We start from the raw sequence: 26,163 nt of genomic DNA, 5'->3' as shown, positions 1-26,163 counted from the left end.
AATATGGTAACAGGTAACACCAGGCCGATAAATATAGAAGATGAAATGAAGGGTTCGTACCTTGATTATGCTATGAGTGTAATCGTTTCACGTGCCTTGCCGGATGTGCGGGATGGTCTGAAACCGGTACAGAGGCGCATTCTCTATGCTATGAATGACCTGGGCATGAAGCATAATACCCCGTATAAAAAGAGTGCCCGTATCGTGGGTGAAGTTTTAGGTAAATATCATCCCCATGGTGACTCTTCTGTTTACGACGCTATGGTACGTATGGCCCAGCCATTTTCCTATCGCTATCCGCTGGTAGATGGTCAGGGAAACTTCGGCAGCGTGGATAATGACCCCGCGGCTGCAATGCGTTACACCGAAGCCCGCCTGGCTCAGATAGCTGAACAGCTGCTGACTGACATAGATAAAAATACCGTAGACTTTATGCCCAACTTCGATTCCTCGCTGGAAGAACCCACTGTGCTTCCGGCCCGTATACCCAATTTGCTTATGAACGGCAGTTCAGGTATTGCGGTGGGTATGGCAACCAATATACCTCCCCACAATCTGGCGGAACTCTGCCAGGCCATCTGCTACCTTATTGACAACCCTGATTGCGGCGTAGATGAACTGATGCAGTTTGTTTCCGGACCGGACTTCCCTACCGGCGGGACTATACTGGGCACTGACGGTATAAAGAGTGCCTATGCTACCGGTAAAGGCAAAATTGTTATACAAGCCAAGGCCCATATCGGCGAAGTGGACAACCGCAAGGCTATATTTGTTACCGAAATTCCCTATCAGGTAAACAAGGCCGAACTGGTAGCCAAGATTGCCGAATTGGTCAAGGACCGAAAGCTGGTAGGCATTTCTGACTTGCGGGATGAATCTGACCGGCAGGGTATGCGGGTAGTTATTGAACTTAAACGTGATGCCGAACCCCAGCAGGTTTTAAACAGCCTCTACAAACATACCAACATGCGCACCTCATTCTTTGTAAACATGCTGGCGCTGGTAGACGGTCAGCCGCAGGTACTCAGCCTGAAAGAAGTGCTTAAAAACTTTATAGACTTCCGCCACCTTATTATCACCCGTCGGAGTCAGTTTGAACTTAAAGCCGCCAAAGACCGCGCCCATATACTGGAAGGTCTTAAAAAGGCGCTGGATTTTATTGACCGTATTATTGCCATTATCCGCAGTTCCGAAAACGGTGATACAGCCCGCAAAAACCTGATGGCTGAGTTTGATTTCTCAGCAATCCAGGCTCAAGCTATTCTGGATTTACAGCTTCGCCGTCTGGCCAATCTGGAACGCCAGAAGATACTGGACGAATACGCCGAGCTTATGAAACGCATAGGTTATCTGGAAGATTTGCTGTCTCACCCTGAAAAGATTTATGCTCTGGTAAAAGAAGACGCCAAAGACCTTAGAGGGAGCTATGGCCAGTCCCGTGCCACCGAGATTTCCAATCAGGGTGTTATAGAATTCCGTGAGGAAGATCTGGTACCCCATATGGATGTTATAGTTACTTTGAGTGAAAGGGGCTTTATCAAACGGGTGCCGGCTAATGTATTCCGCCTGCAGCACCGCGGCGGTACCGGCATAATGGGTATGCCCACCCGCGAAGCAGATGCAGTCCGTTTCCTTTCAGTTTCAGATACCCATGATACCCTGCTCTTTTTCACCAACCGGGGCAAGGTATTCAGCCTGCGCTGTTTTGATATACCTGATGATGCCTCCCGCATTGCCAAGGGTACGGCTATCGTAAACCTGATACCTGTTACACAGGACGAACGGATAACCGCCATACTGGACTTAAAGAGCTTCCCGGCAGACCATTTCCTGCTGATGGCTACCAATAAAGGTGAAATCAAAAAGACCTCACTTCAGGAGTTTACCGCAGTCCGTTCTTCAGGGTTGATAGCCATGGATTTGGCTACTTCGGATGAATTGGTGGCGGCGGTTGAAACTACTGAGGAAAAAGATATTCTGCTGGCTACCCGTCTGGGGCAGTCTATCCGTTTCCCGGTAAGCGAACTCCGTACCAGCCTAAGGGCTTCCGGCGGTGTCAAGGCTATAGTCCTTTCTAAAGGGGACGAAGTAGTAAGTATGGACGTTGCCCAGGAGGGTACGCTGGTAATAACTGTAACCGAAAATGGTGCCGGCAAACTGACTGCCATAGAGGAATACCCCCAGCAGCACCGGGCTGGCAGCGGGGTTATAAACTTCAAGGTTGTAGACAAAACCGGTGAGGTTGTGGCCTCAAAGGTAGTCAGCGAGACTGACCAGATGATGCTTATCTCCGCTGACGGCATGGTTACCCGTACTCAGGTCAAAGAAGAAGATCCCTCTCATGGCATACCCATCATGGGCAGAGCCACTCAGGGTGTCAGGGTAATGCGCCTTGAGGAAGGCGACCGGGTGGTTGCGGTGGCTACTTTTTAGCTGAAATATTACTGTTAAACACAAAGGGGGCTTTAAAGCCCCCTTTTTTATTGGCGTTTTACCTGGCTGTTTATTTTCTGTGCAGGCGGTTGTTACATTCGGTTACCGTTTTTTCCAGTCCGCAGGCATGGCATTTGCCTTCGCGGCAGTCAGGCGTATCCTGCCCTTCCACTGAGCGGGCATATTCCTTTTTCAGGAATTCGGCACTTACCCCGGCATTTATATGCCCCCAGGGCAGCGTTTCGTCAAGCGGGCGTTTGCGGTGGGCATAGAACGAGGGGCTTAAACTGCATTCATCAAAAGCCTCCTGCCAAAGGGTAAAATTGAAGCACTCACTCCAGGCATCAAACTTGGCACCCTTTTGCCAGGCGGTATATATCACTTTGCCCAGACGGCGGTCTCCTCTGGAAAACACGGCTTCCAGCAGGCTCATTTTAGTATCAGACCAGGAAACCTTTATTCCCCAGCGTTTCAGCCCCTGCCTTACTATATCCGCCCTGCGGTAGAGGGATTCCTCATCCAGCTGGGCTTCCCACTGAAATGGGGTATGGGCTTTGGGTACGTATGAGGCCAGGCTCAGGCGTATCTGGGGGCGGCGTCCGGGAGCGCCGCGGGATAGGGCATTTACCCTGCCTGCCATTTGGCAGATAGCGGCGGCATCTTCGTCAGTTTCAGTCGGCAATCCTATCATGAAATACATCTTGAAGCTGGTCCAGCCGCTTTCAAAGGCAGTACAGGCGGTATCACACAGCTCTTCCTCAGAGGTAAGTTTATTTATAACCCGCTGGAGACGCTCGCTGGCTGCTTCGGGTGCAAAGGTAAGCCCGCTTTTACGCCCACCCGCCAGCACGTTTACCAGCCCGACCGAATCTGGGGTCAGGCGTAAACTGGGCAGTGATAGGGCCAGGTGTTTGTCTGCGTATTTTTCCGCCAGGGTTTTTACCAGATTTTCAATACCCGGGTAGTCCGAGCAGCTCAGCGAAAGCAAGGAAATTTCATCATAACCGCAGTTATCCATTATGCCTTCAACGGCACTTACAACCTCTGCCGCCGGGCGTACCCTGACCGGGCGGTAAATAATGCCGGCAGAGCAGAAACGGCAACCCCGGCTGCAGCCGCGGCTTATCTCCACCGCTCCCCTGTCCTGTACCACCTCTATATACGGTACTACCGGTTTTACGGTTGGCGGCGGCAAAGCGGGCAAAATGCGGCGGTTTATTACGGGAGGTGCTTCAGGTGTGGTGGGGGTGATGGATTTCAAAGTACCGTCAGGGTTATATTCGGCCTTATACAGGCAGGGTATGTAAATACCGGGGATTTTGGCCAGTTCCCGCAACATTTGGTCTTTACTAAGGTTATAATTTCTGGCATCAAGGACGGCTTGGCACAGGTCTTGTATTGCCTCTTCGGCATCACCTATTACAAAAGCATCTATAAAATCTGCCAGAGGTTCGGGGTTGAGGCTGCAGCTGCCGCCGGCAATCACCAGCGGAAAATCCCCTCCCCTTTCGGCGGCAAGCATGGGTATGCTTGCCAGAGAAAGCATATTCAGTATATTGGTATAGGTAAGCTCATACCCCAGTGAAAAACCCAAGATATCAAACTCTTTTACGGGGTGGCCGCTTTCCAGACTGACAAAGGGAAGTTTTCTCTCACGGATAAGGTTTTCCATATCCAGCCAGGGGCTGAAAACCCTTTCGGCCAGAATATCGGTGTTGCGGTTTAAAATATCGTAAAGCAGGGGTATGGCCAGGTTGGACATGCCTATTTCATAGGTATCGGGAAAGCTCAGGGCAACCTTAAGCGGGGTTTTAGACCATTCCTTGCAAACGGAATTCCATTCCCCGCCGGTATAGCGGCCGGGTTTTTCAACCTGATGGAGAATATGTTCGGGGTAGTTCAAAAGCGTTCCTCTCTGGGGCGAATTCTGGCAAAAATAAATTGTTTACGGGCATTATTCCAGCTTGAAAAGCAGGTCATCTACAGCGGCTATGACGGGTATACCGGTTTCGGTTTCAACTTTGGCTGCCATCTTGGCCGGGTCTGCCCGGAAAAGCTGCAGACCGAAGTGGGTAAGTATGGCTGTTTTGGGTTTAGCCCCTGTAATCAGTCTGGCGGCATCAGCTATGCTCAAATGGTAAATACGTTCTATAGATTCCCTAAGAACAACATTTATTATCAGAACGTCACAGCCTGCGTAGATTTGGGGTATTTCCTCAAAATAGCGGGTATCGCTTACGAAACCTATGCGGTGATTGGAAGATTCAAATATAAATCCGTATGTTTCCACCGGGTGCTGATGACGCCGGGTAGTGAAAACCTTTATCCCGTCCAGATTGTATTCGTGTTCTTCCTCAAGCACAGTCAGGTTATTTAAAAACGGCCTTAGATACGAGTATATAACCGGTTCATTATCCAGGGCATCTTCAGGGGCTAGAAAATGGCCGTTTTTGTTAAAGCCGCCCTGGGTCATGGCCTCTATCATCACGTTTACATCACCGGAGTGGTCCAGATGGCGGTGGGACAAAAGGATAGCGCTCAGGTTTTCCGGGTTTAAACCCAAACGGCATACCTGCACAATACTGCCCGGGCCGGGGTCAATCAGGAACCGTTTGCCGTCAAGGTTCAGCCAGATGCCGCCCGAAGCCAGTATCTGACGGCTGACCATAAATCTGGCACCGCCTGTACCCAGAAAAGTGAGGCTGTTGGTTTCTTCGGTATAGTTCATATCAAACACTTAGTATAGACATTATTTCCCCAAATGCCAATTCATAAAATATTTTGGTTATCTTGGGACATCAGTTACAAGAGCTTGTGTAGAAAGTACGGGTCTATGTGTTAGAATATTGCATCCCTGATTTTCCCCGAATAAGGAGAGGGCTTTGGAAGAATTAGGCTCCAGCTTCGGGTTGGACTTAATTATTGTGCTTATAGCGGCCGTTCTGGCCGGTTTACTGGCACGCCGTTTCAAACTGCCGCTTCTTCTGGGTTATCTGGGGGCTGGTATAGCCATAGGCCCAAACGGTTTCGGTTTGGTGCAGTCTCCGGGCGTTATTGAATCCATGGCTACAGTCGGGGTTATTCTGCTCCTTTTTACCCTTGGTCTTGATTTTTCGCTGGATGAGCTGAAGCGGGTGGGAAAAGTGGCGGTGCTGGGCGGTCTTATCCAGATAATTGTTACCGCCGGGTTTGGGTTTTTGCTGGGCAGAGGCCTTGGCTGGGATATAAATGCCTCTATCTTCTTCGGGTTTATGGTCTCGCTTTCCTCTACCCTGATAGTCCTTAAAATACTTATGGACAGAGGTGAGGCGGAAGCCCCTCACGGGCGGGTGATGCTGGGCATCCTGCTGGTGCAGGATATTTGCCTTATTCCCCTGATGATTATTTTACCGGCTTTGGGGAGTGAAGGCGGAGACGTCGGCCTGACAATAGGTGTTGCCTTTGCCAAAGCGGCGGCTTTTATTCTGGTTATGTTTGCTTTGGGATTTTGGGTTTTCCCCCGTCTGCTGGGTAGAGTGGCTGCCCATTCCCATGAGCTTTTTCTTCTGTCTGTTATCACCCTGTCTCTGGGGGCGGCCATGGGGGCAACTGCGCTGGGTCTTTCACCGGCAGTAGGTGCATTTATAGCAGGGCTTCTTATTGGGCAATCCATGTATGCCAAGCAGGCACTGGCAGATATAATCCCCCTTAGGGATATTTTCGGGGCTTTGTTCTTTGTTTCTCTGGGTATGCTGGCAAACCTTAATTTTGCAGTGGAGAATATGGGCTTGGTTCTGCTGGTAGTTGTCTTCCTGCTGGTCATCAAGAGTCTGGTGGCCGGGGTAGTGCCATGGCTGTTCGGCTATACTTTCCAGACCTCATTTACTACCGGTATCGGTCTGATGCAGATAGGTGAATTCAGCTTTGTACTGGCCGGGGTGGGTCTGGCATCATCAGTTATTTCTGACAGTATTTATGCCATTACCATCAGCAGTGCCGTTATTACCATGATAATCACCCCTTTTGCCTTAAGTTTCAGCGGTGCGGCTTACAGAAAGGTCAGCCAGTGGCCGCTGGCAAGCAAACTGGTCAGCCTGCGTACCTCCGGGCAGGCGGAGTTTATGGATTTAGACATTTCCAACCATGCGGTTATCTGTTCGCAGGGGGGTGTTGCCAAGACTCTGACCCGGGTGATGAACCGCCGCAATTTCCCCTTTCTGGTTATAGATTTAGACCCCCAAACCATTGCCGAACTTCGCCGCCAGAAAGCACCTGCCATATACGGAGATGCCGCCAATCCCGAAATACTCAGGTTTGCCCGTTTAGAGAAAGCCCGTTTGCTCATCTGTGCTATGCCTGGTTTTGCGGATACCGAACAGGTGGTTAAAAATGCCCGCAAGATAAATGCGCGGCTGGATATAGTAGCTAGGGTGACCAGTGACACTCAGGCTGCAAAACTCAAACAAATGGGTGTCAGCGAGGTAGTCCAGCCTGAGTTTGAGGTAGGTTTGGAACTTTCACGCCATGCCATGCACCGCTTCGGTATGACTACCATTGAAATCCAGTACATTTTAAACAGCCTGCGGAATATGGGTAAAAATGAGTAGCTTCGGCTTCGGCCGGATATGTTATACTTTTAACATCTTTTAAAGGGATAAGCAGATGAAGAAATATAAAGCAGGTATTATAAATGTAACCGGTTATGCAGGGCTGGAGCTTGCCCGTATTCTGGCAAGTCACCCTTCGGTAGAGCTTTGTTCGGTAACCGGGCGGAGTTTGGCCGGCAAAAAGCTTTCGGATGCATTTCCTTACCTTCACCGTCTCAATCTGCCTATTACCGAAAATCTGGAAGGGCAGGTGGATATTGTCTTTATGGCTCTGCCCCACAAGGAAGGGGCGGTCTTGGTGTCGGATTTGCTCGCAAAAGGAATACGGATAATAGATATCAGCGCTGATTTCCGGCTGAAAGACCCGTCACTTTATCAGGCATGGTACGGGTTTGAGCATCCCTGCCCGGAGCTTCTTCCCGAAGCGGTGTATGGTCTGCCTGAACTTAAGCGTAAGGATATTGCCAGCGCCCGTCTGGTGGCAAATCCGGGCTGTTACCCCACCTCTGCCATACTTGGGCTTACCCCTGCTTTTAAAATGGATCTGATAGAGCCAAGTGCTATTATAGATGCCAAGTCCGGGCTTTCCGGTTCTGGTAGGACCCCTACTGCCAAAAATATATTTTGTGAAGCAGACGAAGATGTTTGCGCTTATTCTGTTGGCTCTCACCGCCACCAGCCGGAGATAGTTCAGGAACTTTCTTACGCTGGTGGAGGGGTAATCCCGCGGATTACTTTTTGCCCTCACCTAATACCCATGAGCCGGGGTATACTTTCAAGTGCCTATGCCCGTTTGAAACGGCCGGTTACAGACGAAGAAGTCAAAGAGATTTACCACCGTTTTTATAAAGATGAGCCTTTTGTGAAGATAACCGCCGAGCCGCCCCACACCCGTTATACCCGCGGTACCAATATGTGCTTTATTCACCCGGTGGTAGATGCCCTGAATGAACGGCTGGTAGTTATAAGCTGCATAGATAATCTGGTAAAAGGTGCGGCGGGGCAGGCTGTACAGAATATGAATATTATGCTGGGCTTGGATGAAAGTGCAGGTCTGGAAGCTATGGCAGCCCTGCCATAGCTTCAGTTTGCCAGCCACCTGCAGTTTTGCTATACTGATTACCCTGTGTGCCCCCATCGTCTAGAGGCCCAGGACAGCGGCCTTTCACGCCGTCAACAGGGGTTCGAATCCCCTTGGGGGTACCAATTTATTCCTCGGTTATCTTATATTTAACCTACAGCAGGTTAAATATGGTTTATTTCCCGGCTATGTTTCTTAAGCGGACTGGTATAATATATACATACAGTCCTTTAACGGGAGGTAACAGATATGCTGGAATACTTTCGTACACATGTTGTAGCCTATACTATTGTCCTCTTGGTGTGTTTCTTTGTCATGCTGGCAGGTATACTTTACTGGCCGCTCTTTATTGTGGGCGGGATACTTTTCATGGGGCTGTTTCTGCTGGGTTTCAAACTTATCCGCGAACCCGAAGAATACGAAGAAGAAATAATTATCAAACCTGTTAAAAAAGACTAGCTGTATTCTTAACGAAACGGAGGCTTCCGGGAATGGGTGTAAAACAGCTGGGTGAAACCTACAAATGCGATATATGCGGCAATATTGTGCGGGTTATCAAGGTGGGCGGCGGTACGCTGGTCTGCTGCGGGCAGGAAATGAAACGGATAGAAGATTCATATAAAGCCCCGGTAAACCTGCCTGATTCCAGCGGTGAATAACTTTTGATTCTCAGTGTTTATCAAGTTTTCAAGCGGAACAGCAGGTCTCCGCTACTTTTCTGCCAACCAGCCACAACCGGCAGACAAATGTTTTTATAACCTGCTGTTCAAATCAAGTTAATCTATCCTTCACGGAAAAGACACCGGTATGGGCTTTGGCAGCGGTTATTCGGGTTGCAGCAGATTGAACCGGGTTTTTTCATCAAAACGGCGGGCAGCCTTTGCCCCCAGTATTTCATACATAACCGCTTCGCCCACAATCCAGGTACTTACCCCAGGTCTCAGGCAGCCGGTAGTAGTTTTACCCATTCGCCCAAGAGCGGCATGGATATGCAGCTTGGGGTTACCGCTTTCGTCGGGCGTTATTATACCTACCCCGGCCACTTCATGTGCTCCGTCAAGCGGTATCAGAACCGGCTCAGGCGGGTACTCACGGCTTTGGCGCGGCCCTACCACTACCTGACCTCCCTCTATACCGCCAATCAGAACTACCTGGGCATGGCTTATATGCTGGGTGAGGGCAAAATCTTCCAGGCAGGATGGTACTTTGTCACCGTCTTCCAGCCGTATTATAAATACTCTTCCTATACTTCCCTGACTGGCTTTCATTCTTCTCTCCTTAGGTTATAGATGTGAACGAAAAGACCGGCATAGTTTTCCATCTATACCGGTCTGAAGTAATGAACTGATAAACTTTGCTTCAGCTCCAGGAATAGCCGGTTATTACCCAGCCTCCGGGACTGAACGACATATTTAAGTCTTTTATAAATGAACTGTAATGGGATACTTTCAGCATATAGGTGCCGCTTATCTGGGCGGTAAAGGCAAAGACATGTTCCGGGTTCAGCCAGTAGTCGCCAAACCAGTTTTCAATATGTTCTCCATCCGGGCGGAATACCTCTACCCGCCAGAGGTGGCTTGAGTCAGATAAATTAAATGCACCTGCCAGACTGGAATTGATAACTATATATTGGTCTTTTAAAAGCTCTTTGCTCCAGCTTATCCAGGTGGATTCACCGATACGGTTGGGCATAACCAGAGATACTGTCTGAATAACAGGTGCAAAGTTGGCGGTTAAGGTATAGTTTTTATCCATAGTAATGTTAATTGTAGTTAAATTAGTGGTCAGGTCCCCTGTCCAGCCTATAAACTGGTAGCCGGGAGCAGCCTGGGCTGTCAGGGTGATACTGGCCCCGTAATCAAAGTAATTCCCTTCGGGAGTGACAATACCGGCAGCATTCGGGGTGATACTGATGGTAAGCAGAAGCAGGGGCACAAAATTGGCCACAATATTTTTATTTGTGTCCATTATGAAGCTGATTGTGGGGTTGGTACCGTTTATGTCTCCGCTCCAATGGTCAAAACGGTAACCCTGCATAGGATTAGCTGTTATGTCTATGATAGTTCCTGCATCAAAATTGCCGCTTATTGTGCTTAGATTGCCTCCGGCCTGAGGGGATGTGCTTATGTTAAGCTGAAACTGCCTTACAAAGTTAGCCACAATATTTTTAGATGAATTGAGGCTGAGGCTTACGGACGGACTGTTGCCGCTCAAATCTCCGCTCCAGTGGTCAAACCGGTAACCGGCAGCTGCAACAGCATTTAAGTTTACGTTTGAGCCGCTGCTGTAAGAAGATTTGTCCGGGCTTAAGTTTACCTTTCCTCCGCCCACCGGGGAAATGGAGACATCAACACTCATACCCCAAGGAGGGAAGTGCCCGGATGCAAGTCCCCAGCCGCCGAATATTATGCCCAGTACAATCAGTGCCGCCAGGCTTATGTTAAACCAAGCAGGCATTTTGGAGTGCTTGCTCTTTACCTTGGCTTGAGCCTTTTTGCGGCGATAAAAGTAATAGCCGGGTATTTTTTCTGATTGTGAAACCTCCGCCGGAGTTTCAGGCTCCAGCGGAGGTTCTTTATATTCGTCTTCGGTATCACGGGTTCCTTTGGAAGATTCTATATTTTTGCCTACAGGCTCAAAGTCTTCGTCAAGGGGTTCTCTGGAATTTTCGGGTTCAGGGTTAAGCTCTTTTTCAGCCATATCCTTCCACCTTTCTCCGCATTTTCTCCCCCTATTATAACTCTTTTCTTTCCAGCCTGATAAGGGCGAAATACAAGCAAATACCAATAATGCCTATGCTTACAACCAGTGCTCCCCAGGCTGGGTCGCCGCTGTCTGAAAGAATCCGCGCTGACCAGCTGGAAAGGTTGCCGGGCAGATATTTGCCTATCCAGGGCAGCTGGGTAGCCAAACCTTGGGCTATTAGGAGTACTAGTGCAGTGCCGCCGGCAGCCAGTGAGCTTTTAAAGAAACTGGAGAAAAACAGGGTAACTGCCAAACAGAGCAGCAAAAACAGGGTCATAAGCATAGTGCTGCCCAAAAATGGCATAAATGCAAAGTCTCCTATCAGCATAACGGTGTACCAGTAACATAGTCCGGCGCTAAACAGCATGGAAACAAGTACCAGCAACCCAAGGGCCAGATACTTGGACATTACAAATGCCCCGCGGCTGACAGGTTTGGACAAAGTCAGCATGGCAGTTCCTTTTTCCCGTTCCCCGGAAATTGCACCCATGGCAATCAGTATGCAGATAAGCACGCCTACTTGAAGCATGGTCTGTCCAAACTCCTGCATGGACATAAGGGGAGTGGGGTCAGGCATAACTACCGGGATGTCGCCCCCCTGCCCGCTCATCTCAATAATCTGGGGCAGGTAGGCCAGAATGAGCGGGGTGGATATGCCGAAGAAGGCAAAGGCAATGGCTACTATAAGTGCCTTATAGGTTTTCCACTGCTCCTTCAGTTCTTTTTTAAATAAAGGTATCAGTCCGCTCATGCCTTCGCACCATTCCCTACAAGCTGGATAAATACATCTTCAATACTGGGGGTGGTAAGTTCATAATGGGTCAGGGTCAGCCCGCTTTGGGCAATTATGCTGGGTATTTCAGTTTTGGCTTTGGCAAGGTCACTGGCCTGAACATACACCACCTTCAGGTCACCTTCGGTTCGTACCTCGGCTGTTTTGACATAAGGCATTTTCAGAAGCTGGGTTAGAATGGGGGTGGGTTCTTCCTCAAACTGTATCTCAAAAGCCGAAGTGGAGTATTTGCGTTTAAGCTCCTCCACGCTGGCGGATGTTATCAGTTTGCCTTCGCTTATAATAGCTACCCGGTCACATACCCTTTCCACGTCTGAAAGTATATGGGTGGACATGAAAACAGTGGTGTCCCCGCTTAAGCGCTCAATAAGGTTCAGCACATCTCTCCGCCCCATAGGGTCAAGGGCAGAGGTGGGTTCGTCCATAAAGAGCACTTCGGGTTTATTTACCAGGGCCTGGGCAATACCCAGCCGCTGTTTCATGCCCCGAGAGTACCCGCCCACCCGGCGTTTGCCGGCCTCTTTAAGGTCTACCAGCTCCAGCAGTTCATCTGCCCGCAGATTATTATCTTTGGGAGCTAATTTGTGGAGTTCACCTGAAAAAAGCATAAATTCACGTCCTGTCATCCAGCCGTAGAAGGCAGGTACGTCCGGCAGAAAGCCAATCTTGGAGCGGAGTGACAGGTTTCGTGGTGTTACCTCCTCGCCGGATACGTAAGCCTTGCCGGAGGTTGGCTGGGAAAGACCGGTCAGCATCCGGACGGCGGTAGTCTTACCTGCCCCGTTCGGGCCTAAAAACCCAAAAACCCGGTTTTTTTCAACTGCAAGGTCCAGCCCGTCCAGGGCGGTAAAACCACCGAATTTCTTGGTCAGCTTTTGGCAAAGTATGGCATCCAAGGTTTAGTCTTCCTCCCTGCCCAGAGTCAGGTAGATTATCGGGCCTATAATGTTTACAAATACAATTATCACTGCCCAGACCCACTTGTTATTCCAGCGGACTTTGGGGCGTTTGACTAAATCCACTACCGCTATAATAAGCAGTATCAGCTGGAGGACAATCAAGGGTGCAATAAGTGCCCAGTTAATATCCATTTTATTTTCCCGCCTTTTATTCCACTATTACGGCTGTGCCGTAGGCCATTACTTCGGAAGCGTTTTGCATAACCGCCGAGGTTGAAAAGCGGATGCAGATAATAGCATTAGCCCCCTTTTCCTTGGCTTCAGCCTCCATGCGTTTTAAAGCTTCATTCCGGGCTTCATCCAGCATTTGGGTATATTCCTCAATTTCACCGCCCACAATACTGCGCAGGCTGGCCATGATATCTTTGCCTAGATGCTTGGCGCGAATAGTATTTCCTTTTACCAGCCCCAGGTTTTTGATAATCTTGCGTCCGGCTACATCTTCGGTATTGGTAAGTATCATTTGGTTTTGGTCTCCTTTTTTGTTTCGTTTCCCAATTCGGCATTAGCCCGTTGTATCTGGGCTCTTGCCTGGTCCAGCTGGCTCTGCATGGCAGACAGCTGGTCAGCCCTCATGACCGCAAAAGCATTCTGCTGGGGGTTTCCCATGAAAATCACCTGGTCTCCGGGGTGGATATTGAATATTTTGCGGAATTTTACCGGTATGACTATCTGCCCCTTAGCTCCCACCGAACCCGAACCGTAAAAAATTTCCATCTGTTGTGGGTTCATTCCACTGCCTCCCGTTTAAATATCTGGGGATAATAATACATATCCTACTAGTATGAATAGTATAACAAGTATTACTAAAAGGCAATACCTGATGAGCAGATTTTTTAAAAAGCAGCTAAGGTTAGCTTATAAAAACGGGCTTATTTAAACGGACTGGAAGCCGGGTTTAAGGCGGCGGTAGGTATCTGCCGGGGATTCATTCTGGACTTTGGTCTGGCCTATGACCGGCATGAAGTTGGTATCCCCGTTCCAGCGGGGCACAATATGAGTGTGGATGTGTTTGTCTATACCGGCACCGCCTACCCGTCCCAGATTCATGCCTATATTGAAGCCTTCAGGCTTGTACTCATTTTTGAGGATGGCGACCGCCCGGCAGACCAGACGGTAATGCTCATTGCGTTCTTCTTCGGGAAGCTCCTCCGGGGCGGAAGTATGGCGAAAGGGTACAACCATAAGGTGTCCGGCATTGTAAGGAAAGGCATTCAGGATAACAAAGTTGTATTTGCCGCGGAAAAGTATCAGGTTTTTCCGGTCTTCACTTTCAGCCGGAAAAGTGCAGAATATACAGCCGCTATCTTCGTTTTTGACTGCTTTTTCTATATATTTTGCCCGCCAGGGTGCCCATAAATTATCCATGCCAGCTCCTTGTCTGTTTATGATTTTAAACGTAAAAATCACCTAAGTCAAAGGTTTTTTGAATCATATAATAAATAAAATAGATATGGGAGTTTGTGAGGTGAAGCAGGCTATGATAAAATGTTTTATTTAGCGCATCTATTACAGGGGGTATAATTACGTGGGAAAAATTTTTATAATTGACGTAACCAACAGAGACGGTGTCCAAACGGCTCGTCTCGGCCTTTCGAAGCTGGAAAAGACCCTGATAAATATGTATCTGGATGAAATGGGTATATTCCAGTCTGAGTTCGGTTTTCCCACCACCAAACATGAGCGCGGTTATGTTGAAGCCAACCTTGAGCTGGCCAAAATGGGCGTTATCAAGAATCTGCGTCTGGAAGGCTGGATACGGGCTATCGTGGCTGATGTAGATCTGGCTTTTCGCCGGGCACCCGGCCTTAAACATCTGAATTTGTCCATATCCACTTCGGAACAGATGATAAACGGCAAGTTTCAGGGGCGCAAGGTTTTTACCGATATAATTGATGATATGACTGTAGCTGTCAATGCCGCTTATGCCAAAGGTGCTGAGACAGTGGGTGTAAATGCCGAAGATGCTTCCCGCACTTCCATAGTAAATCTGATTGAGTTCGGCAAGGCCGCCAAAGCAGCGGGTGCTGCCCGTCTGCGTTATTGTGATACTCTGGGTTATGACAACCCCTTTACCATCTATGAAACTGCCCGTACTCTGTCAGAAAAAGTGGAAATGCCCATAGAGATTCACTGCCACGGTGATTTGGGTATGGCTATAGGCAATTCTCTGGCCGGTGCCAAGGGCGTGGTTGATGGCGGTCAGGATGTATACGTAAATACCACTATAAACGGAATTGGCGAACGGGCGGGAAATGCGGATCTGGTGGCTTTCTTGCTGGCTGTTCTTAAATCCAAGGGTTTTGGTGAAAAATATCAGCTGGGCCATGAAGTAGACCTTTCCAAAGCCTGGAAGATAGCCCGCTTTGCTTCGTATGCTTTTGATGTGGAGATACCTATTAACCAGCCGGGTGTGGGACGCAACTGTTTTGCCCATGCCTCCGGCATACATGCTGACGGTGTTATCAAAGACTCCCAGAACTACGAGCTTTACGGCTACGAGGAATTGGGACGGGGCGAAGCCCTGATGGTGGAAACCGGGCGTGAAATATGTGCCGGCCAGTACAGCGGCATCTCAGGCTTCCGCCACGTTATGGGCAATATGTCTGTAGAACTGCCCGAAGATAAAGATGAGGCTAACAAGATACTGGAACTGGTACGTTATGCCAACGTAGAGGCCCATAAACCTCTGGTGGAGGATGAGCTTATCTTTATTGCCAAATATCCGGAGATAAGCCGCCGCTTGCTTACCCTGACACCGCTTATGAATGACTAAAAAGCCGGATTTAAAAAGGGGATTTTAAATCCCCTTTTTCATTTGGAGGGTAAGATGAATATACAAATGAGACCTGTAGGCACTATTGTAAATACTATTACCGCAAAGCCTGCCCAGACTTTTAAATGGGGGGATGTGGTTTCGGAAATACATATAAATCTGGAATTGGCTGAGGGACTTGAGCGTATAGAGGAATTTTCCCACCTTAATATTATTTGGTCTCCCCATCAGTCACAGCCCGAGGGTATGACACTCCTTGTTTATCCCAGAGGTCAAAAGGAATTCGGTAAAATAGGAGTTTTTGCCAGCCGCTCTCCCTTCCGCCCGAATCCTATCGCTAAGACGCTGGTCAGACTGCTTGAGCATAAAGGCAATGTACTTAAAGTCAAAGGGCTGGATGCCATAAACGGTACGCCGGTTTTAGATATCAAACCTTTTATAATGGATTATGATTCTGATAAAGAGGCGATGATAGCACCTTGGATCAAGCCAGTTTAACCCCAAGTCTTACTGATATATACCGCTGTCTGTTAAAAAAATACGGCCCTCAGCATTGGTGGCCGGCTGAAAGCCGCTTTGAGATGATGGCGGGTGCAGTACTTACCCAGAGTGCCGCCTGGACAAATGTAGAAAAAGCCATTTCAAGATTAAAAGCGGCTGACCTGCTCTCACCGGAAGCTATATTGGAGGCAGATGAATACTATCTGGCCGAAGCTATCCGTTCATCAGGTTACTTTAATGTAAAAGCCCGTAAACTGAAAGCCTTATCAGCTTGGCTTCAGGCCAGTTATAGCGGACAGGCTGATAAACTGCCATATTCAGATGGCACTACTCTTCGCAAGGAACTTCTGGGAGTGTGGGGTGTAGGTGAGGAAACAGCAGACTCCATTCTTTTATATGCCTGCGGGAAACCCGTTTTTGTTATAGATGCTTATACCCGAAGGATTTTCAGCCGTTTGGGTCTGGCGGAAAAGGAAGCTGGCTATGACCGTCTTCAAGGGCTTTTTACGTCAAATCTGGCCGCTGATGCCGCTCTTTATAACGAATACCATGCTCTCATAGTCAGGCACGCCAAAGAGCATTGCAGGGTCAAGCCTGTTTGCAAAGGGTGTGTACTAAAAGCTGTCTGTAAATTTAGCTCCAGCGGATAAATTTTCTCTGCAGTTGAAGCCCGCGATTATTAAGCGCCAGGGCTTTCTTCAGCAACAGAAGAATTCCGGTTTATCCAGACAGAGCGGTTTCTAATATCCCGGTCAAGAAAAATGCGGTTAAATACCAGTTCGGCTTTGGAAACGGTATGCGAGTATTCACTGTCAGGTGCCATCAGGCGGCGGGCAATCATAATAAAAAAAATACCTATGAAACCCCAGGTAATGGTCTGGTATTCCCGTACTCCAAAGAATTCGTAAAAATACCCGGACATAAACGGCAATGCCCCTACCCCCAGAAACACCCCAGGAGCCATTTTTTTGAAAAAGCCGAAGGCAAGTGCTGTTCCCAAAGCTATTAAGGCCGGAACCGGTGCCATCACCAGAGCTACTCCCAAAGAGGTGGCAATACCTCTCCCTCCATTAAAACGGAGAAAGACCGGCCAGTTGTGCCCGGCAATGGTAAACAGGCCGACTATTATTTGCTGCCAGAGTGCCAGCCCAAAAGAGCCGGCCATGAGTATCATAACAGCCCCTTTTGAAACATCAAACACAAAAACGGCCAGACCGAGTCTCTTGCCGGCAGTAGTAATCACATTGGAAGCTCCCACATTGCCGCTGCCGTAACGGCGTATATCTATACCCCTGCGCCAGCGGGAAAGCAGGTAGGCCATGGGGATAGCCCCTACCAGATAACCGGCTATAGCCATGATTATAAATACAAGGCTCATTCCATATCCTCCGCCAGCCCTTTGGCCTTTATTTGGCGGGCCTTGGCAATCAGCTTTTTGGCATCCTGCATGGGTACTTCCGCCTCGCCGATGGGTGTTTCAGTAAGTTCGTCCAGACCGTGGTAATCGCTGCCGCCGGTAGTGAGCAGGTTGTGTTTGGCTGCCAGCTTTACCAGCCCGTCTATCTGCTGGGGGTTGAAACCCCCGTAGTGGCATTCAAGGCCCAGCAGCCCGGCCTTTACCAGCCGTTCCACCATGGGTTCGTGGTCCATTATAGTCAGGGGGTGAGCCATGACCGGTATGCCCCCGCAGGAAAGTACCAGATGAACCGCCTCTTCGGGGCTCATTTTTATCCGCTCTACATAGGCAGGCCCTCCCCGCCCTATGAACTTGTCAAAAGCCTCGCCCATGTTCTGGATATAGCCTTTTTCAAGCATAGCAGCGGCAATATGCGGACGCCCCACCGTGCCTTCGCCGGCAATTTCCGAAACCCTCTGCCAGCTTATTTCCATACCCAGGCCGTTAAGTTTTATTACCATATCACGGGCGCGTTCCACTCTGGAGCGGCGCATTTCGGTCAGAGTCTCATTCAGAAAAGGGTCCTTGTAATCTACAAAGTACCCCAGAATATGGACATCCCCGCCGCTGTAGTCGGTGCTTATCTCTACGCCGGGTATGACCCTTAGTTTGGGGTACTTCCGGGCAGCTTCTAAGGCAATGCCAACCCCGCCCAGATTATCATGGTCACATATGGCAATATACTCCATATTAACTTTGGCGGCTTTGGCAACAATATTCTCTGGTGAGTGGACACCGTCTGAAACGGTGGTGTGAATATGCAGGTCTACTTTGGAAGACATTTCTAGCTTATCTCCCGGTAAATGCGTTCTATACCTGTGGACAGTCCGGTTTTGGTATTGACGGTGACTACTACGGCATTCAGCATCACCCTGCCCTGGGCTACACTCAGGCGGCCGGGTATGCCGGTCAGGAAACGCTGGATAACCGAATCCGGTTCGTCCCCTATTATGGAATCAATAGGTCCTACCATGCCTATATCGCTGACATAGGCGGTGTTTTTAGGCAGCAAACGGGTATCACAGGTGGCCACATGGGTATGGGTGCCAAGAACGGCACTTACCCGTCCGTCCAGATAAAAGCCCAGGGCCATTTTTTCTGAGGTGGCTTCCGCATGGAAATCTACAATAATAGCGGACGGTTTGAAATTCAGCTTGGAAAGCAAAGCATCAATACTGCGGAATGGGCAGTCTATATCGTACATAAAGGTACGCCCCATTAGGTTTACCACTAAAACCTTGTCTTTAAGGACATAACCCTGTCCGGGTACGCCCGGAGGGTAGTTTAAGGGGCGGATAACCGGCAGGCTCTCATCCTCCATTACCGTGGCTATGTCACGGTGCTTCCAGACGTGGTTGCCGGTGGTGATTACGTCTGCCCCGGCCGAAATAAGGTCTTGGGCAGTGGCCGGGGTTATGCCAATCCCCCCGGCCGTATTTTCTCCGTTTATAATGGTGAAGTCTATCTTGTATTCCTGTTTCAGCCCCGGCAAGATATCCCGCAGGGCATCCCGCCCCGGCTTGCCGATAACATCACCGATTACCAGTATTTTCATCACTACCCGCTTTACTTGGCAAAGTCTACGGACCTGGTTTCCCGGATAACGGTAACCTTAATCTGTCCGGGGTACTCCAGCCCGTCTTCAATCTTCTTGACAATATCTCTGGCCAGCCGCATAGCACCCAGGTCATCAATCTCGTCAGGTTTAACCATGATGCGCACTTCGCGCCCGGCCTGTATGGCAAAGGATTTTTCAACCCCTTTGAAGCTGTCGGCAATTTCTTCGAGGGCCTTGAGGCGTTTGATATAGTTTTCCAGTGATTCGCGGCGGGCGCCGGGTCTGGCCGAAGAAATGGCGTCTGCGGCGGATACTATAAAACCCCAGATGGAGACAGTGGGAGTGTCAAAATGGTGTTCAGCCACACCCTTGATAACCTCGGGTGATTTTTCCCACTGTTTAACCATATCCGCACCTATCTGGGTATGGGTGCCTTCCACGTCACGGTCAACCGCTTTGCCTATGTCATGCAGGAAGCCGGCCCGTCTGGCAAGGGTAACATTTACACCCAACTCGCTGCCTATCATACCGGACATCTGGGCTACCTCTATACTGTGCTGAAGAACATTCTGTCCGTAACTGGTGCGGTATTTCAGCCGTCCCATTACTTTGATTATTTCGGGCCGCAGTCCGTGAACGCCTGCCTGATAAGCGGCCTGTTCGCCGGAAGCTATCATAGCGGCTTCTACTTCCTCTTTGGCTTTGGTTACCACTTCTTCAATACGGGCCGGATGAATACGCCCGTCGATGATAAGTTTTGAAAGTGCCTGTCTGGCAACTTCACGCCTTACCGGGTCAAAACTGGAGATAGTAACTGCCTCCGGAGTGTCATCTATAATTAGGTCTACGCCGGTGGCCTGCTCCAGAGCCCGTATATTGCGGCCTTCGCGGCCAATCAGCCTGCCCTTCATTTCATCGCTTGGCAAGGGTACGACATTGGTGGTAGTTTCGGTAACTACATCAGAGGCACAACGCTGGATAGCCTGGGAAACAACTTCGCGGGCTTTTTCATCTGCTTCGGCTTTTATTTTTATCTCCCACTCACGCAGGCGGCGGGAGGTCTCCTGCTGCATTTCACCTTCCAGCATTTCAAGCAGACTTGATTTGGCCTGCTCAGTAGTCATGTTGGCCACTTCTTCCAGACGTTTCAGTTCGGCTGTGCGTATTTCTTCAATCTGAGACTGGGTTTCGTCAATACTTTTTTCCCGGTTGGTCAAAGACTGTTCGCGCTGTTCAAGATTTTCAAGCTTACGGTCCAGGGCTTCGGTCTTCTGCATAACCCGGTTTTCCTGTTTAGCCAGTTCAGAACGGCGTTCTTTAAGCTCAGACTCGGCGGAATTGCGGACCTTGTCCGCTTCGTGTTTGGCTTCCACCAGCACATCTTTAGCTTCCGTTTTAGAGTCAGCCAGCATTTTGGTTGCTTTTCGCTGGGCGATGCGGAGCTGGCGGTTCATTATAAAGCCCCTGAATACAAAAAGGGCCATGCCGCCGAATACAATACCTATAATAAAACTAAAAAAGATTGCCAGAATGGCAGACAAAGGCAGGCCGGTAGTTGTTGTCGGCGCTGTCTCCATGAAAAACTCAAACATATATGTAAACCCCTTTCTTTAGAAGCTCTCTTCAACGGGGGTATCAGAGAGCCGTGACTATCTAAGACCTAAAATTCGTCTGTTGAGCCGTTTCCATATTCATCCCACAGACGGGAAACGGTGCGGTTAATTACCTCATAACCGAATCCGCGGCGCAGCAAATACTGGCTGAGGCGCTGGCGGAACAGGTGGTAATTATCTTTGGGCAGGGTTTTCACCTTGGTTATGGCTGCCCTGTAAGCACTGTCCAATTCATCAACTGTGCTTACCACGTTTTCAATTATCTCGCTGGATACACCCTTTCTCTTGAGTTCCAGTGAAGTCAAGCTGCGGCTGCGGGGACGGAATGATTGGCGGTTGTCATTCCAGAACTGGGCGAAAGCCTGGTCATTTACCAATCCTTGTTCTTTCAGCTTGGCTAGTATGGAATCAATATCATGACTGCTAAACCCCCGCCGCACCAGTTTTTGGGCCAGTTCAGACTGGCTGCGCGGGCGATAAGATAAATAGCCCATGGCTGCCTCATAGCAGCTTTGGCAATTATCTATGAGCTTCAGAGTTTCAATCTGACTTAAGCTCAGTTCCTGACCTATTTTCAGGCCTTCCCTTTCACACACACTATGAGACAGACTGAAGAAATCCTTGTTGTCCAGAGATATTTTGCACCTCTGGTTAGTACCTCGGGTTTTTCTTATTGCCGTTATGCTTGGCATATAATCCCCCAAAAAAAGACAAAGCCGAGACATATTCTGCCTCAGCCCCAAAATACAAACCGACTGCCTTTTTACGTAAAGCTAGGGATTAATCGCCATCGCCAATACTGCAAAGGGTGACTGCTGAGGCACGTATTTTTTCTTCAATTTCCTGCGCCAGATCTGGATTTGCCGCCAGATAGTTTTTGGCGCTCTCTCTGCCTTGCCCCAGGCGAATGTCACCGTAGGAAAAGAAAGCCCCTGCTTTCCTTATAACTTCACTGGTTACGCCCAAATCAATAAGGTTGCCCTCGCGGCTGATACCAGAGTCAAACATGATATCAAACTCGGCTGTCCTGAAAGGAGGAGCAACCTTGTTTTTTACCACTTTGGCTCTTACGCGTGTACCAACTGCTATGGTGCCCTGCTTGATGGTTTCTATGCGCCTTAGATCTATACGCACCGAACTGTAAAATTTAAGCGCCCGGCCGCCGGGGGTGACTTCGGGATTGCCGAACATGACACCCACTTTTTCTCTCAACTGGTTTATAAAGATAACGGCCGTTCTGGTTTGCCCGATGGAAGAGGTCAATTTCCGCAGTGCCTGAGACATAAGTCTGGCCTGCAAACCTACATGTGAGTCACCCATGTCGCCTTCTATTTCGGCTTTGGGTACCAGCGCTGCCACACTGTCAATCACTATAACCCCTATGGCGGTGCTTCTCACCAACTCTTCGGCAATACCAAGCGCTTCCTCACCGGTATCCGGCTGAGATATTAAAAGCTCATCCAGATTAACCCCGCAGGTTGAAGCGTATTTAGGATCAAGGGCATGTTCCACGTCTATATAGGCGGCTTTTTCGCCCATTTTTTGGGCTTGGGCAATAATATGCTGGGCAAGAGTAGTCTTGCCGGAGCCTTCAGGGCCGAATATTTCAGCTATCCGTCCTCTGGGAATTCCGCCAACGCCCAGGGCAATATCAAGTGCCAGTGAACTTGTAGGGATGAACTCAACTGTTTGCCGGAAGGAAGGGTCACTCAGTTTCATTATTGAACCCTTGCCAAAACGTTTTTCTATTATACCGACAGTGAGTTCCAGTGCCTTATCTTTTTCCGTGGTCATTTCGCCTCGTTTTCTAGTCAAAATGATAGCATATAGTAAGTTATTCTACAATAAGCCCTTGACTTTTCAGCCCTTTGGCGTGCGTGAAAACGGTCTTGTCCAGACCTTTAGTCAAGGGTGGGGTTAGTCAGGCTGGTACAGCACAGAACTGTCCGGTGATTCCCAGACCTCTACCCCATAAAGCTCTGCGCCATTCTTGGTGATAACCGGTTTGAGTCTGTTATATATATCTTTGGCTATATTTTCAGCTGAGGGATTTTGGCTGTCAAAGGGTGTCAAGTCATTCAGGCAGGTATGGTCGTAGCTTTGCAAAACCTCACTCAGACTGGTTTTGAGCAACTTGAAATCAACCCCCATACCGCATTCGTCCAGTTTGCTTACCCTTACCTTCAGGGCTGCTTCATAGCGGTGGCCGTGCAGGTTTTCACACTTGCCTTTATATCCCCTGAGGAAATGGGCGGCTTCAAAATGCCTTTTTACGCTCAGGTAATACATTAATTGTCCTCCTCATCATCTTCTTCCCTATCCGGGCCATCCTGCGGCAGGCGGGAAAACAGGCGGATAGACTGGCCGGGCGGCAGTTCTTCAAGCAAGTCTGACAGGCTCAAGCGGCTGCCCGGATAGATAAAATCAGCTGCCAGTTCCAGAAGTGGCAGCATTACAAAAGCTCTTTCAGTCAGGCGTGGATGAGGTATAGTCAAGGCGGGAGTATTTAAGCGCTTCTGTCCATACAGCAGGATATCTATATCTATTATACGGGGCTGGTTATGGCTGTTGGGGCTTCGCCCCATTTCTGTCTCCACCTTTTGGATAAACGCCAGAAGGTCTTCAGGTGAAAGCTCTGTATGGGCTTCTATCACCATATTCAGAAAATCCGGCTGGGGAGGGCAGTCCAGCGGTTTGGTTTCATATATTGATGAAAGGCCTCTAATAATGATTTTTCCCGAAAGACGGGTCTGGGCATCTTTCAGATATTTTTCCCGGTCACCTGTGTTTGACCCAAGCCCCAAATAGATTATTTCCATATTTTACCTCTTATAACAGCATCGCTCATCCGGCAGACCCGTTTCATATAGGCGACATCATGCACCCTTACAATATCCGCCCCTCCCCCTATACCCAGGGCAACAGTGGCGGCCGTCCCTTCCAGCCTTTCGTCCGGCGGGGTGTCCAGCACCTGCCCTATAAGGGACTTGCGGGAAGTGCCCAGCAGTATAGGCAGATTAAGGGATCTCAGTTCTGACAAACGGCGGACAATTTCCAGATTCTGCTCCAGAGTTTTGCCGAACCCCACCCCGGGGTCAATAATAATATTTTGGGCGGGTACACCCAAGCCAAGCAGCCTCAGGGCAGTTTCTCTTAGTTCACGGGTGACTGTCGCCATTATATCTTCTGCCGGGTTTTCCCGCTGGTTGGAGGTTATTACCCAGCCGGCAGGCCTTTTGGCTGCCAACTCAAAAAGGGAAGGGTCTTTTTTTAACCCCCAGACATCATTTATTATGCAGGCACCGGCTTTCAGGGCTTCTTCCGCCACTTCATACCGGTAGGTATCTACGCTTACGGGTATATCCAGATTTCGGGAAATAAGCCTGACCGCCGGTATTACCCTATCCAGTTCTTCCCGCATGCTTACCGGCTGGCTGCCCGGGCGGGTACTTTCACCGCCGATATCCAGTATATCTGCCCCTTCCTTGGCAAAACGGCGGGCCTGCTCAAGTGCCGCTTTGGGGTCGGCACCCAGTCCGTCACCTGAAAATGAGTCAGTGGTGACATTTACTATGCCCATTATATAGGTGCGCTCCCCCCAGCCAAACCGCTTTGTGCCGAAGCAGCTGCTTTCGGGTTTTCCAACGGGTAAATTCATCACCATTTTCCTCTGTGATGATTATCTCAGCAAATGCCCCGGGGAGCAAGAAAAAGCTCTAAGCCAGCCGCAATTTTCGAGCATTGCTGGGTTTGAACTAATTTTTTATGTAGTTTGACAAGCTAAATTTTAGCGAGTATCATAGAACGTTGGTTGTGAGTGTTTGTTATACTTGCAATTAGCCTCATCAAAAGCTCATTTTCAGGTTTAATTTAGGAGGTTACACATGCCTAAGATCGGTCCTATGGAAATACTTATCATTGTTCTTTTGGTTGTAGTGGTGTTTGGTATAGGCAAGCTTCCTCAGGTTGGCGATGCTATCGGCAAAGGTATCAGGAATTTCAGAAAAGCTTCATCCGGTGAAGAAGAAAAAGAAGAAGTAGAAACCAAGGAAGAAACCAAGCCTGCTGAAAAATCCGAATAGACCAAATATAATCATGATAATCCCCTTCCCCGCATGTACGAAGGGATTTGTTTTGTGAACCTTTAAAAGGTTTTAAATAGGAGGTAGGCTATGCCTAAGATTGGCCCAATAGAGATACTTATTATCGTACTTCTGATTGTGGTGGTTTTTGGTGCCAGCCGTATTCCCAAAATCGGCGAATCACTGGGTAAAGCCCTGCACAATATCCGCAAGAAGAACGACTTTGAAGAAGAAACTCCCAAACCGAAGGTTGTTAAAAAACTTGAGGATGATGCAGTTTCCGCCAAAATAAATGAAAAGATAGCTGAGACTAAAAAAGAGTCTTAAGCCCTTATATCTTGTATAAGGCTAAAAAGTAAAATTCGCTAGTAATTTGGATTAAGGCGTTAAATTATGGATTTTCTGGGAATCGGCTTCGGTGAAATTATTATCGTGCTTATTGTGGCCACCCTTATTTTCGGGCCCGGCAAGATACCTGAGTTTGCCCGCCAAATCGGACAGTTCGTTAATTCGTTCCGCAAGGTAACCGGTGAAATGACCAGAGATTTTACCAGAGCTATAGATGCTGAAAATCTGGCTTCTCCCAGTAAAAAGAAAACCGGCAGTTCTACCAGTACCACCAGCAAATCCAAATCACTTGAAAATTTTCTAAACGGACCCGGAAGCGGTGGTAAAGCGTGAGCAGCAAAAACGAGACTCCTGAAGTAGAAGAAGAGGAACCACCGGAAGAAGCTAAAGCCAAGGGCAAAATGCCTATCGGTGGGCATTTTAACGAGCTTCGCCAGCGTTTTACTCGCGGCATAATAGCTTTGGTGATGGGTGTTATGGTGGCCTTTTTCTTTGCTACCCCCATAATAGGCTTTTTAACTGCCCCCGGCGGTCCTGATTTCAAACCGGCCCAGCTGGGTGTTATGGAATATGCTTCGGTCTTTTTTAACGTATCGCTCTGGGCAGGCTTCATTATTGCTTCCCCTTACATACTGTATCAACTGATTGCCTTTATTACTCCGGCACTAAACCGCAACGAAAAGAAGTTTATTTTTATTGCCATACCGGCTGTAACCGTAATGTTTCTGGCTGGTTTGGCTTTCGCCTACTATGTGGCTTTGCCGCCTGCTTTAAACATACTGTTGCACTGGGGCGATGATGTTGTGCTCACTGTGGTTGGTATAAAAGACTATATGAATGTAGTCACCAGAATACTTATTGCGCTCGGACTCATATTTGAGACCCCCTTCATTATTATGGTGCTGGCAAGACTGGGCGTAGTATCTCCCCAGTGGCTGGCCTCCAAACGCAAAATCTGGGTAGTAATCGCTTTTGTCATTGCCGCTCTCATTACACCTACCTTTGACCCTGTAAATCAGACTATTATGGCCGGTCCGCTTATAGTTCTTTATGAGATATCCATCTGGCTGTCCAAACTGGTTTACCGCAAGAAGAGGGAAGTAAGCGAGTCTAAGTAATCCTTGACGATTTGAATTTCTCTAATAGATTAGAGTAAACTAGGTGTATTTAAAGAGGTTTGAATAAAGCCTCTCTCCTTATATACCCGGTTTGAAGGGTAAATGATTGAAATA

At 48.8% G+C, this 26,163-nt stretch carries 31 protein-coding genes and 1 tRNA gene; 13 read left to right on the top strand and 19 right to left on the bottom strand.

Going from position 1 to position 26,163, the window contains the following annotated elements; all coding sequences use genetic code 11:
- Positions 1-3: 3 nt before the first annotated feature.
- Positions 4-2,433 carry a DNA gyrase subunit A gene (gene gyrA, locus ASJ33_RS00545; RefSeq protein ID WP_041331633.1) on the top strand — a complete coding sequence of 810 codons (2,430 nt, stop codon included), beginning with the start codon at positions 4-6 and terminating at the stop codon, positions 2,431-2,433.
- A 70-nt stretch (positions 2,434-2,503) separates the two neighbouring features.
- Here gyrA and ASJ33_RS00540 read toward each other — a convergent pair whose 3' ends face one another.
- Together ASJ33_RS00540 and ASJ33_RS00535 are read right to left on the bottom strand one after the other, a co-directional pair.
- Positions 2,504-4,336, bottom strand: a complete 1,833-nt coding sequence (locus tag ASJ33_RS00540) for a TIGR03960 family B12-binding radical SAM protein (RefSeq protein ID WP_041331632.1) — start codon at positions 4,334-4,336, stop codon at positions 2,504-2,506.
- A 51-nt stretch (positions 4,337-4,387) separates the two neighbouring features.
- Positions 4,388-5,161 (bottom strand): MBL fold metallo-hydrolase, encoded by a 774-nt coding sequence (locus ASJ33_RS00535; RefSeq protein ID WP_041331631.1) that lies wholly within the window; start codon positions 5,159-5,161, stop codon positions 4,388-4,390.
- A 154-nt stretch (positions 5,162-5,315) separates the two neighbouring features.
- On the opposite strand from ASJ33_RS00535, the gene ASJ33_RS00530 reads away from it, so the two are divergent.
- The 5 genes from ASJ33_RS00530 to ASJ33_RS00510 all read left to right on the top strand — a co-directional run bounded on the left by ASJ33_RS00530 (position 5,316) and on the right by ASJ33_RS00510 (position 8,759).
- Positions 5,316-7,019, top strand: a complete 1,704-nt coding sequence (locus ASJ33_RS00530) for a cation:proton antiporter (protein WP_023652946.1) — start codon at positions 5,316-5,318, stop codon at positions 7,017-7,019.
- A 55-nt stretch (positions 7,020-7,074) separates the two neighbouring features.
- A complete protein-coding gene (argC, locus tag ASJ33_RS00525; protein ID WP_041331630.1) occupies positions 7,075-8,100 on the top strand; it encodes an N-acetyl-gamma-glutamyl-phosphate reductase in 1,026 nt (341 codons plus the stop codon).
- Between the two features lie 49 nt (positions 8,101-8,149).
- Positions 8,150-8,225: transfer RNA gene (locus ASJ33_RS00520), tRNA-Glu, on the top strand.
- A 124-nt stretch (positions 8,226-8,349) separates the two neighbouring features.
- Entirely contained in the window at positions 8,350-8,559 is a 210-nt protein-coding gene (locus ASJ33_RS00515) for a hypothetical protein (RefSeq protein WP_023652944.1), read from the top strand.
- 32 nt (positions 8,560-8,591) lie between these two features.
- Positions 8,592-8,759: a desulfoferrodoxin FeS4 iron-binding domain-containing protein gene (locus ASJ33_RS00510; RefSeq protein ID WP_012882735.1), complete on the top strand. Its 168-nt coding sequence runs from the start codon at positions 8,592-8,594 to the stop codon at positions 8,757-8,759.
- Positions 8,760-8,924: 165 nt separating this feature from the next.
- Here ASJ33_RS00510 and ASJ33_RS00505 read toward each other — a convergent pair whose 3' ends face one another.
- From ASJ33_RS00505 to ASJ33_RS00470, 8 genes are all read right to left on the bottom strand, one after another.
- The gene (locus ASJ33_RS00505) at positions 8,925-9,368 is read right to left on the bottom strand and encodes a PPC domain-containing DNA-binding protein (protein ID WP_023652943.1); all 444 of its coding nucleotides are present in this window, start codon (positions 9,366-9,368) and stop codon (positions 8,925-8,927) included.
- A 91-nt stretch (positions 9,369-9,459) separates the two neighbouring features.
- Positions 9,460-10,800 carry an InlB B-repeat-containing protein gene (locus ASJ33_RS00500; protein ID WP_041331629.1) on the bottom strand — a complete coding sequence of 447 codons (1,341 nt, stop codon included), beginning with the start codon at positions 10,798-10,800 and terminating at the stop codon, positions 9,460-9,462.
- A 34-nt stretch (positions 10,801-10,834) separates the two neighbouring features.
- Positions 10,835-11,596 (bottom strand): ABC transporter permease, encoded by a 762-nt coding sequence (locus tag ASJ33_RS00495; protein ID WP_023652941.1) that lies wholly within the window; start codon positions 11,594-11,596, stop codon positions 10,835-10,837.
- A complete protein-coding gene (locus tag ASJ33_RS00490) occupies positions 11,593-12,534 on the bottom strand; it encodes an ABC transporter ATP-binding protein (RefSeq protein ID WP_023652940.1) in 942 nt (313 codons plus the stop codon). Before ASJ33_RS00490 ends, ASJ33_RS00495 begins: the two co-directional genes overlap by 4 nt.
- 3 nt (positions 12,535-12,537) lie before the next feature.
- Complete coding sequence (locus tag ASJ33_RS00485; protein ID WP_012882730.1) at positions 12,538-12,729, bottom strand: PLD nuclease N-terminal domain-containing protein; 192 nt, start codon at positions 12,727-12,729, stop codon at positions 12,538-12,540.
- A 16-nt stretch (positions 12,730-12,745) separates the two neighbouring features.
- Positions 12,746-13,060, bottom strand: a complete 315-nt coding sequence (locus ASJ33_RS00480; RefSeq protein ID WP_041331627.1) for a YbjQ family protein — start codon at positions 13,058-13,060, stop codon at positions 12,746-12,748.
- A complete protein-coding gene (locus tag ASJ33_RS00475) occupies positions 13,057-13,329 on the bottom strand; it encodes an AbrB/MazE/SpoVT family DNA-binding domain-containing protein (RefSeq protein WP_041331623.1) in 273 nt (90 codons plus the stop codon). The genes ASJ33_RS00480 and ASJ33_RS00475 overlap by 4 nt, the downstream gene beginning before the upstream one ends.
- A 144-nt stretch (positions 13,330-13,473) precedes the next feature.
- A complete protein-coding gene (locus ASJ33_RS00470) occupies positions 13,474-13,965 on the bottom strand; it encodes an HIT family protein (RefSeq protein WP_041331622.1) in 492 nt (163 codons plus the stop codon).
- Between the two features lie 160 nt (positions 13,966-14,125).
- Here ASJ33_RS00470 and ASJ33_RS00465 point away from each other — a divergent pair, with 160 nt between their 5' ends.
- From ASJ33_RS00465 to ASJ33_RS00455, 3 genes are read left to right on the top strand one after another with little or no spacing between them, the layout of a single operon-like run.
- A complete protein-coding gene (locus ASJ33_RS00465; protein ID WP_012882726.1) occupies positions 14,126-15,373 on the top strand; it encodes a homocitrate synthase in 1,248 nt (415 codons plus the stop codon).
- 54 nt (positions 15,374-15,427) lie between these two features.
- Entirely contained in the window at positions 15,428-15,871 is a 444-nt protein-coding gene (gene tsaA, locus ASJ33_RS00460) for a tRNA (N6-threonylcarbamoyladenosine(37)-N6)-methyltransferase TrmO (RefSeq protein WP_023652935.1), read from the top strand.
- On the top strand, positions 15,853-16,524 hold the full coding sequence (locus ASJ33_RS00455; RefSeq protein ID WP_041331621.1) for an endonuclease III domain-containing protein: 672 nt from the start codon (positions 15,853-15,855) through the stop codon (positions 16,522-16,524). Before tsaA ends, ASJ33_RS00455 begins: the two co-directional genes overlap by 19 nt.
- Positions 16,525-16,553: 29 nt before the next feature.
- Here the strand turns inward: ASJ33_RS00455 and ASJ33_RS00450 are convergent, their stop codons facing one another.
- From ASJ33_RS00450 to folP, 9 genes are all read right to left on the bottom strand, one after another.
- Complete coding sequence (locus ASJ33_RS00450) at positions 16,554-17,252, bottom strand: glycerol-3-phosphate acyltransferase (RefSeq protein WP_023652933.1); 699 nt, start codon at positions 17,250-17,252, stop codon at positions 16,554-16,556.
- On the bottom strand, positions 17,249-18,112 hold the full coding sequence (locus ASJ33_RS00445; RefSeq protein ID WP_023652932.1) for a PHP domain-containing protein: 864 nt from the start codon (positions 18,110-18,112) through the stop codon (positions 17,249-17,251). The genes ASJ33_RS00450 and ASJ33_RS00445 overlap by 4 nt, the downstream gene beginning before the upstream one ends.
- A 2-nt stretch (positions 18,113-18,114) precedes the next feature.
- Complete coding sequence (locus tag ASJ33_RS00440; RefSeq protein WP_041331620.1) at positions 18,115-18,885, bottom strand: TIGR00282 family metallophosphoesterase; 771 nt, start codon at positions 18,883-18,885, stop codon at positions 18,115-18,117.
- A gap of 11 nt (positions 18,886-18,896) precedes the next feature.
- Positions 18,897-20,480, bottom strand: a complete 1,584-nt coding sequence (rny, locus tag ASJ33_RS00435) for a ribonuclease Y (RefSeq protein WP_023652930.1) — start codon at positions 20,478-20,480, stop codon at positions 18,897-18,899.
- Positions 20,481-20,548: 68 nt separating this feature from the next.
- Positions 20,549-21,193 (bottom strand): regulatory protein RecX, encoded by a 645-nt coding sequence (locus ASJ33_RS00430; RefSeq protein ID WP_041331619.1) that lies wholly within the window; start codon positions 21,191-21,193, stop codon positions 20,549-20,551.
- An 88-nt stretch (positions 21,194-21,281) separates the two neighbouring features.
- Positions 21,282-22,295 carry a recombinase RecA gene (gene recA / locus ASJ33_RS00425; protein ID WP_012882718.1) on the bottom strand — a complete coding sequence of 338 codons (1,014 nt, stop codon included), beginning with the start codon at positions 22,293-22,295 and terminating at the stop codon, positions 21,282-21,284.
- Positions 22,296-22,418: 123 nt separating this feature from the next.
- Positions 22,419-22,790: a 6-carboxytetrahydropterin synthase QueD gene (gene queD / locus ASJ33_RS00420; protein ID WP_041331618.1), complete on the bottom strand. Its 372-nt coding sequence runs from the start codon at positions 22,788-22,790 to the stop codon at positions 22,419-22,421.
- Positions 22,790-23,320, bottom strand: a complete 531-nt coding sequence (folK, locus tag ASJ33_RS00415; RefSeq protein ID WP_023652927.1) for a 2-amino-4-hydroxy-6-hydroxymethyldihydropteridine diphosphokinase — start codon at positions 23,318-23,320, stop codon at positions 22,790-22,792. Before folK ends, queD begins: the two co-directional genes overlap by 1 nt.
- Complete coding sequence (gene folP, locus ASJ33_RS00410; RefSeq protein WP_041331617.1) at positions 23,311-24,159, bottom strand: dihydropteroate synthase; 849 nt, start codon at positions 24,157-24,159, stop codon at positions 23,311-23,313. The genes folK and folP overlap by 10 nt, the downstream gene beginning before the upstream one ends.
- Before the next feature lie 226 nt (positions 24,160-24,385).
- Here folP and tatA point away from each other — a divergent pair, with 226 nt between their 5' ends.
- From tatA to tatC, 4 genes are all read left to right on the top strand, one after another.
- A complete protein-coding gene (gene tatA / locus ASJ33_RS00405) occupies positions 24,386-24,583 on the top strand; it encodes a twin-arginine translocase TatA/TatE family subunit (protein WP_012882714.1) in 198 nt (65 codons plus the stop codon).
- 90 nt (positions 24,584-24,673) lie between these two features.
- The gene (locus ASJ33_RS00400; RefSeq protein WP_012882713.1) at positions 24,674-24,910 is read left to right on the top strand and encodes a twin-arginine translocase TatA/TatE family subunit; all 237 of its coding nucleotides are present in this window, start codon (positions 24,674-24,676) and stop codon (positions 24,908-24,910) included.
- A 66-nt stretch (positions 24,911-24,976) separates the two neighbouring features.
- Positions 24,977-25,264: a Sec-independent protein translocase subunit TatA/TatB gene (locus ASJ33_RS00395; RefSeq protein ID WP_023652925.1), complete on the top strand. Its 288-nt coding sequence runs from the start codon at positions 24,977-24,979 to the stop codon at positions 25,262-25,264.
- The gene (tatC, locus tag ASJ33_RS00390) at positions 25,261-26,049 is read left to right on the top strand and encodes a twin-arginine translocase subunit TatC (protein ID WP_012882711.1); all 789 of its coding nucleotides are present in this window, start codon (positions 25,261-25,263) and stop codon (positions 26,047-26,049) included. Before ASJ33_RS00395 ends, tatC begins: the two co-directional genes overlap by 4 nt.
- Positions 26,050-26,163 lie beyond the last annotated feature (114 nt).

Origin of the sequence: Dehalococcoides mccartyi, assembly GCF_001889305.1 — a bacterium.
Lineage (GTDB): Bacteria > Chloroflexota > Dehalococcoidia > Dehalococcoidales > Dehalococcoidaceae > Dehalococcoides > Dehalococcoides mccartyi_A.
Note: the sequence above shows the minus strand (reverse complement) of the source record. Positions and strands in the feature narration are given on the sequence as shown.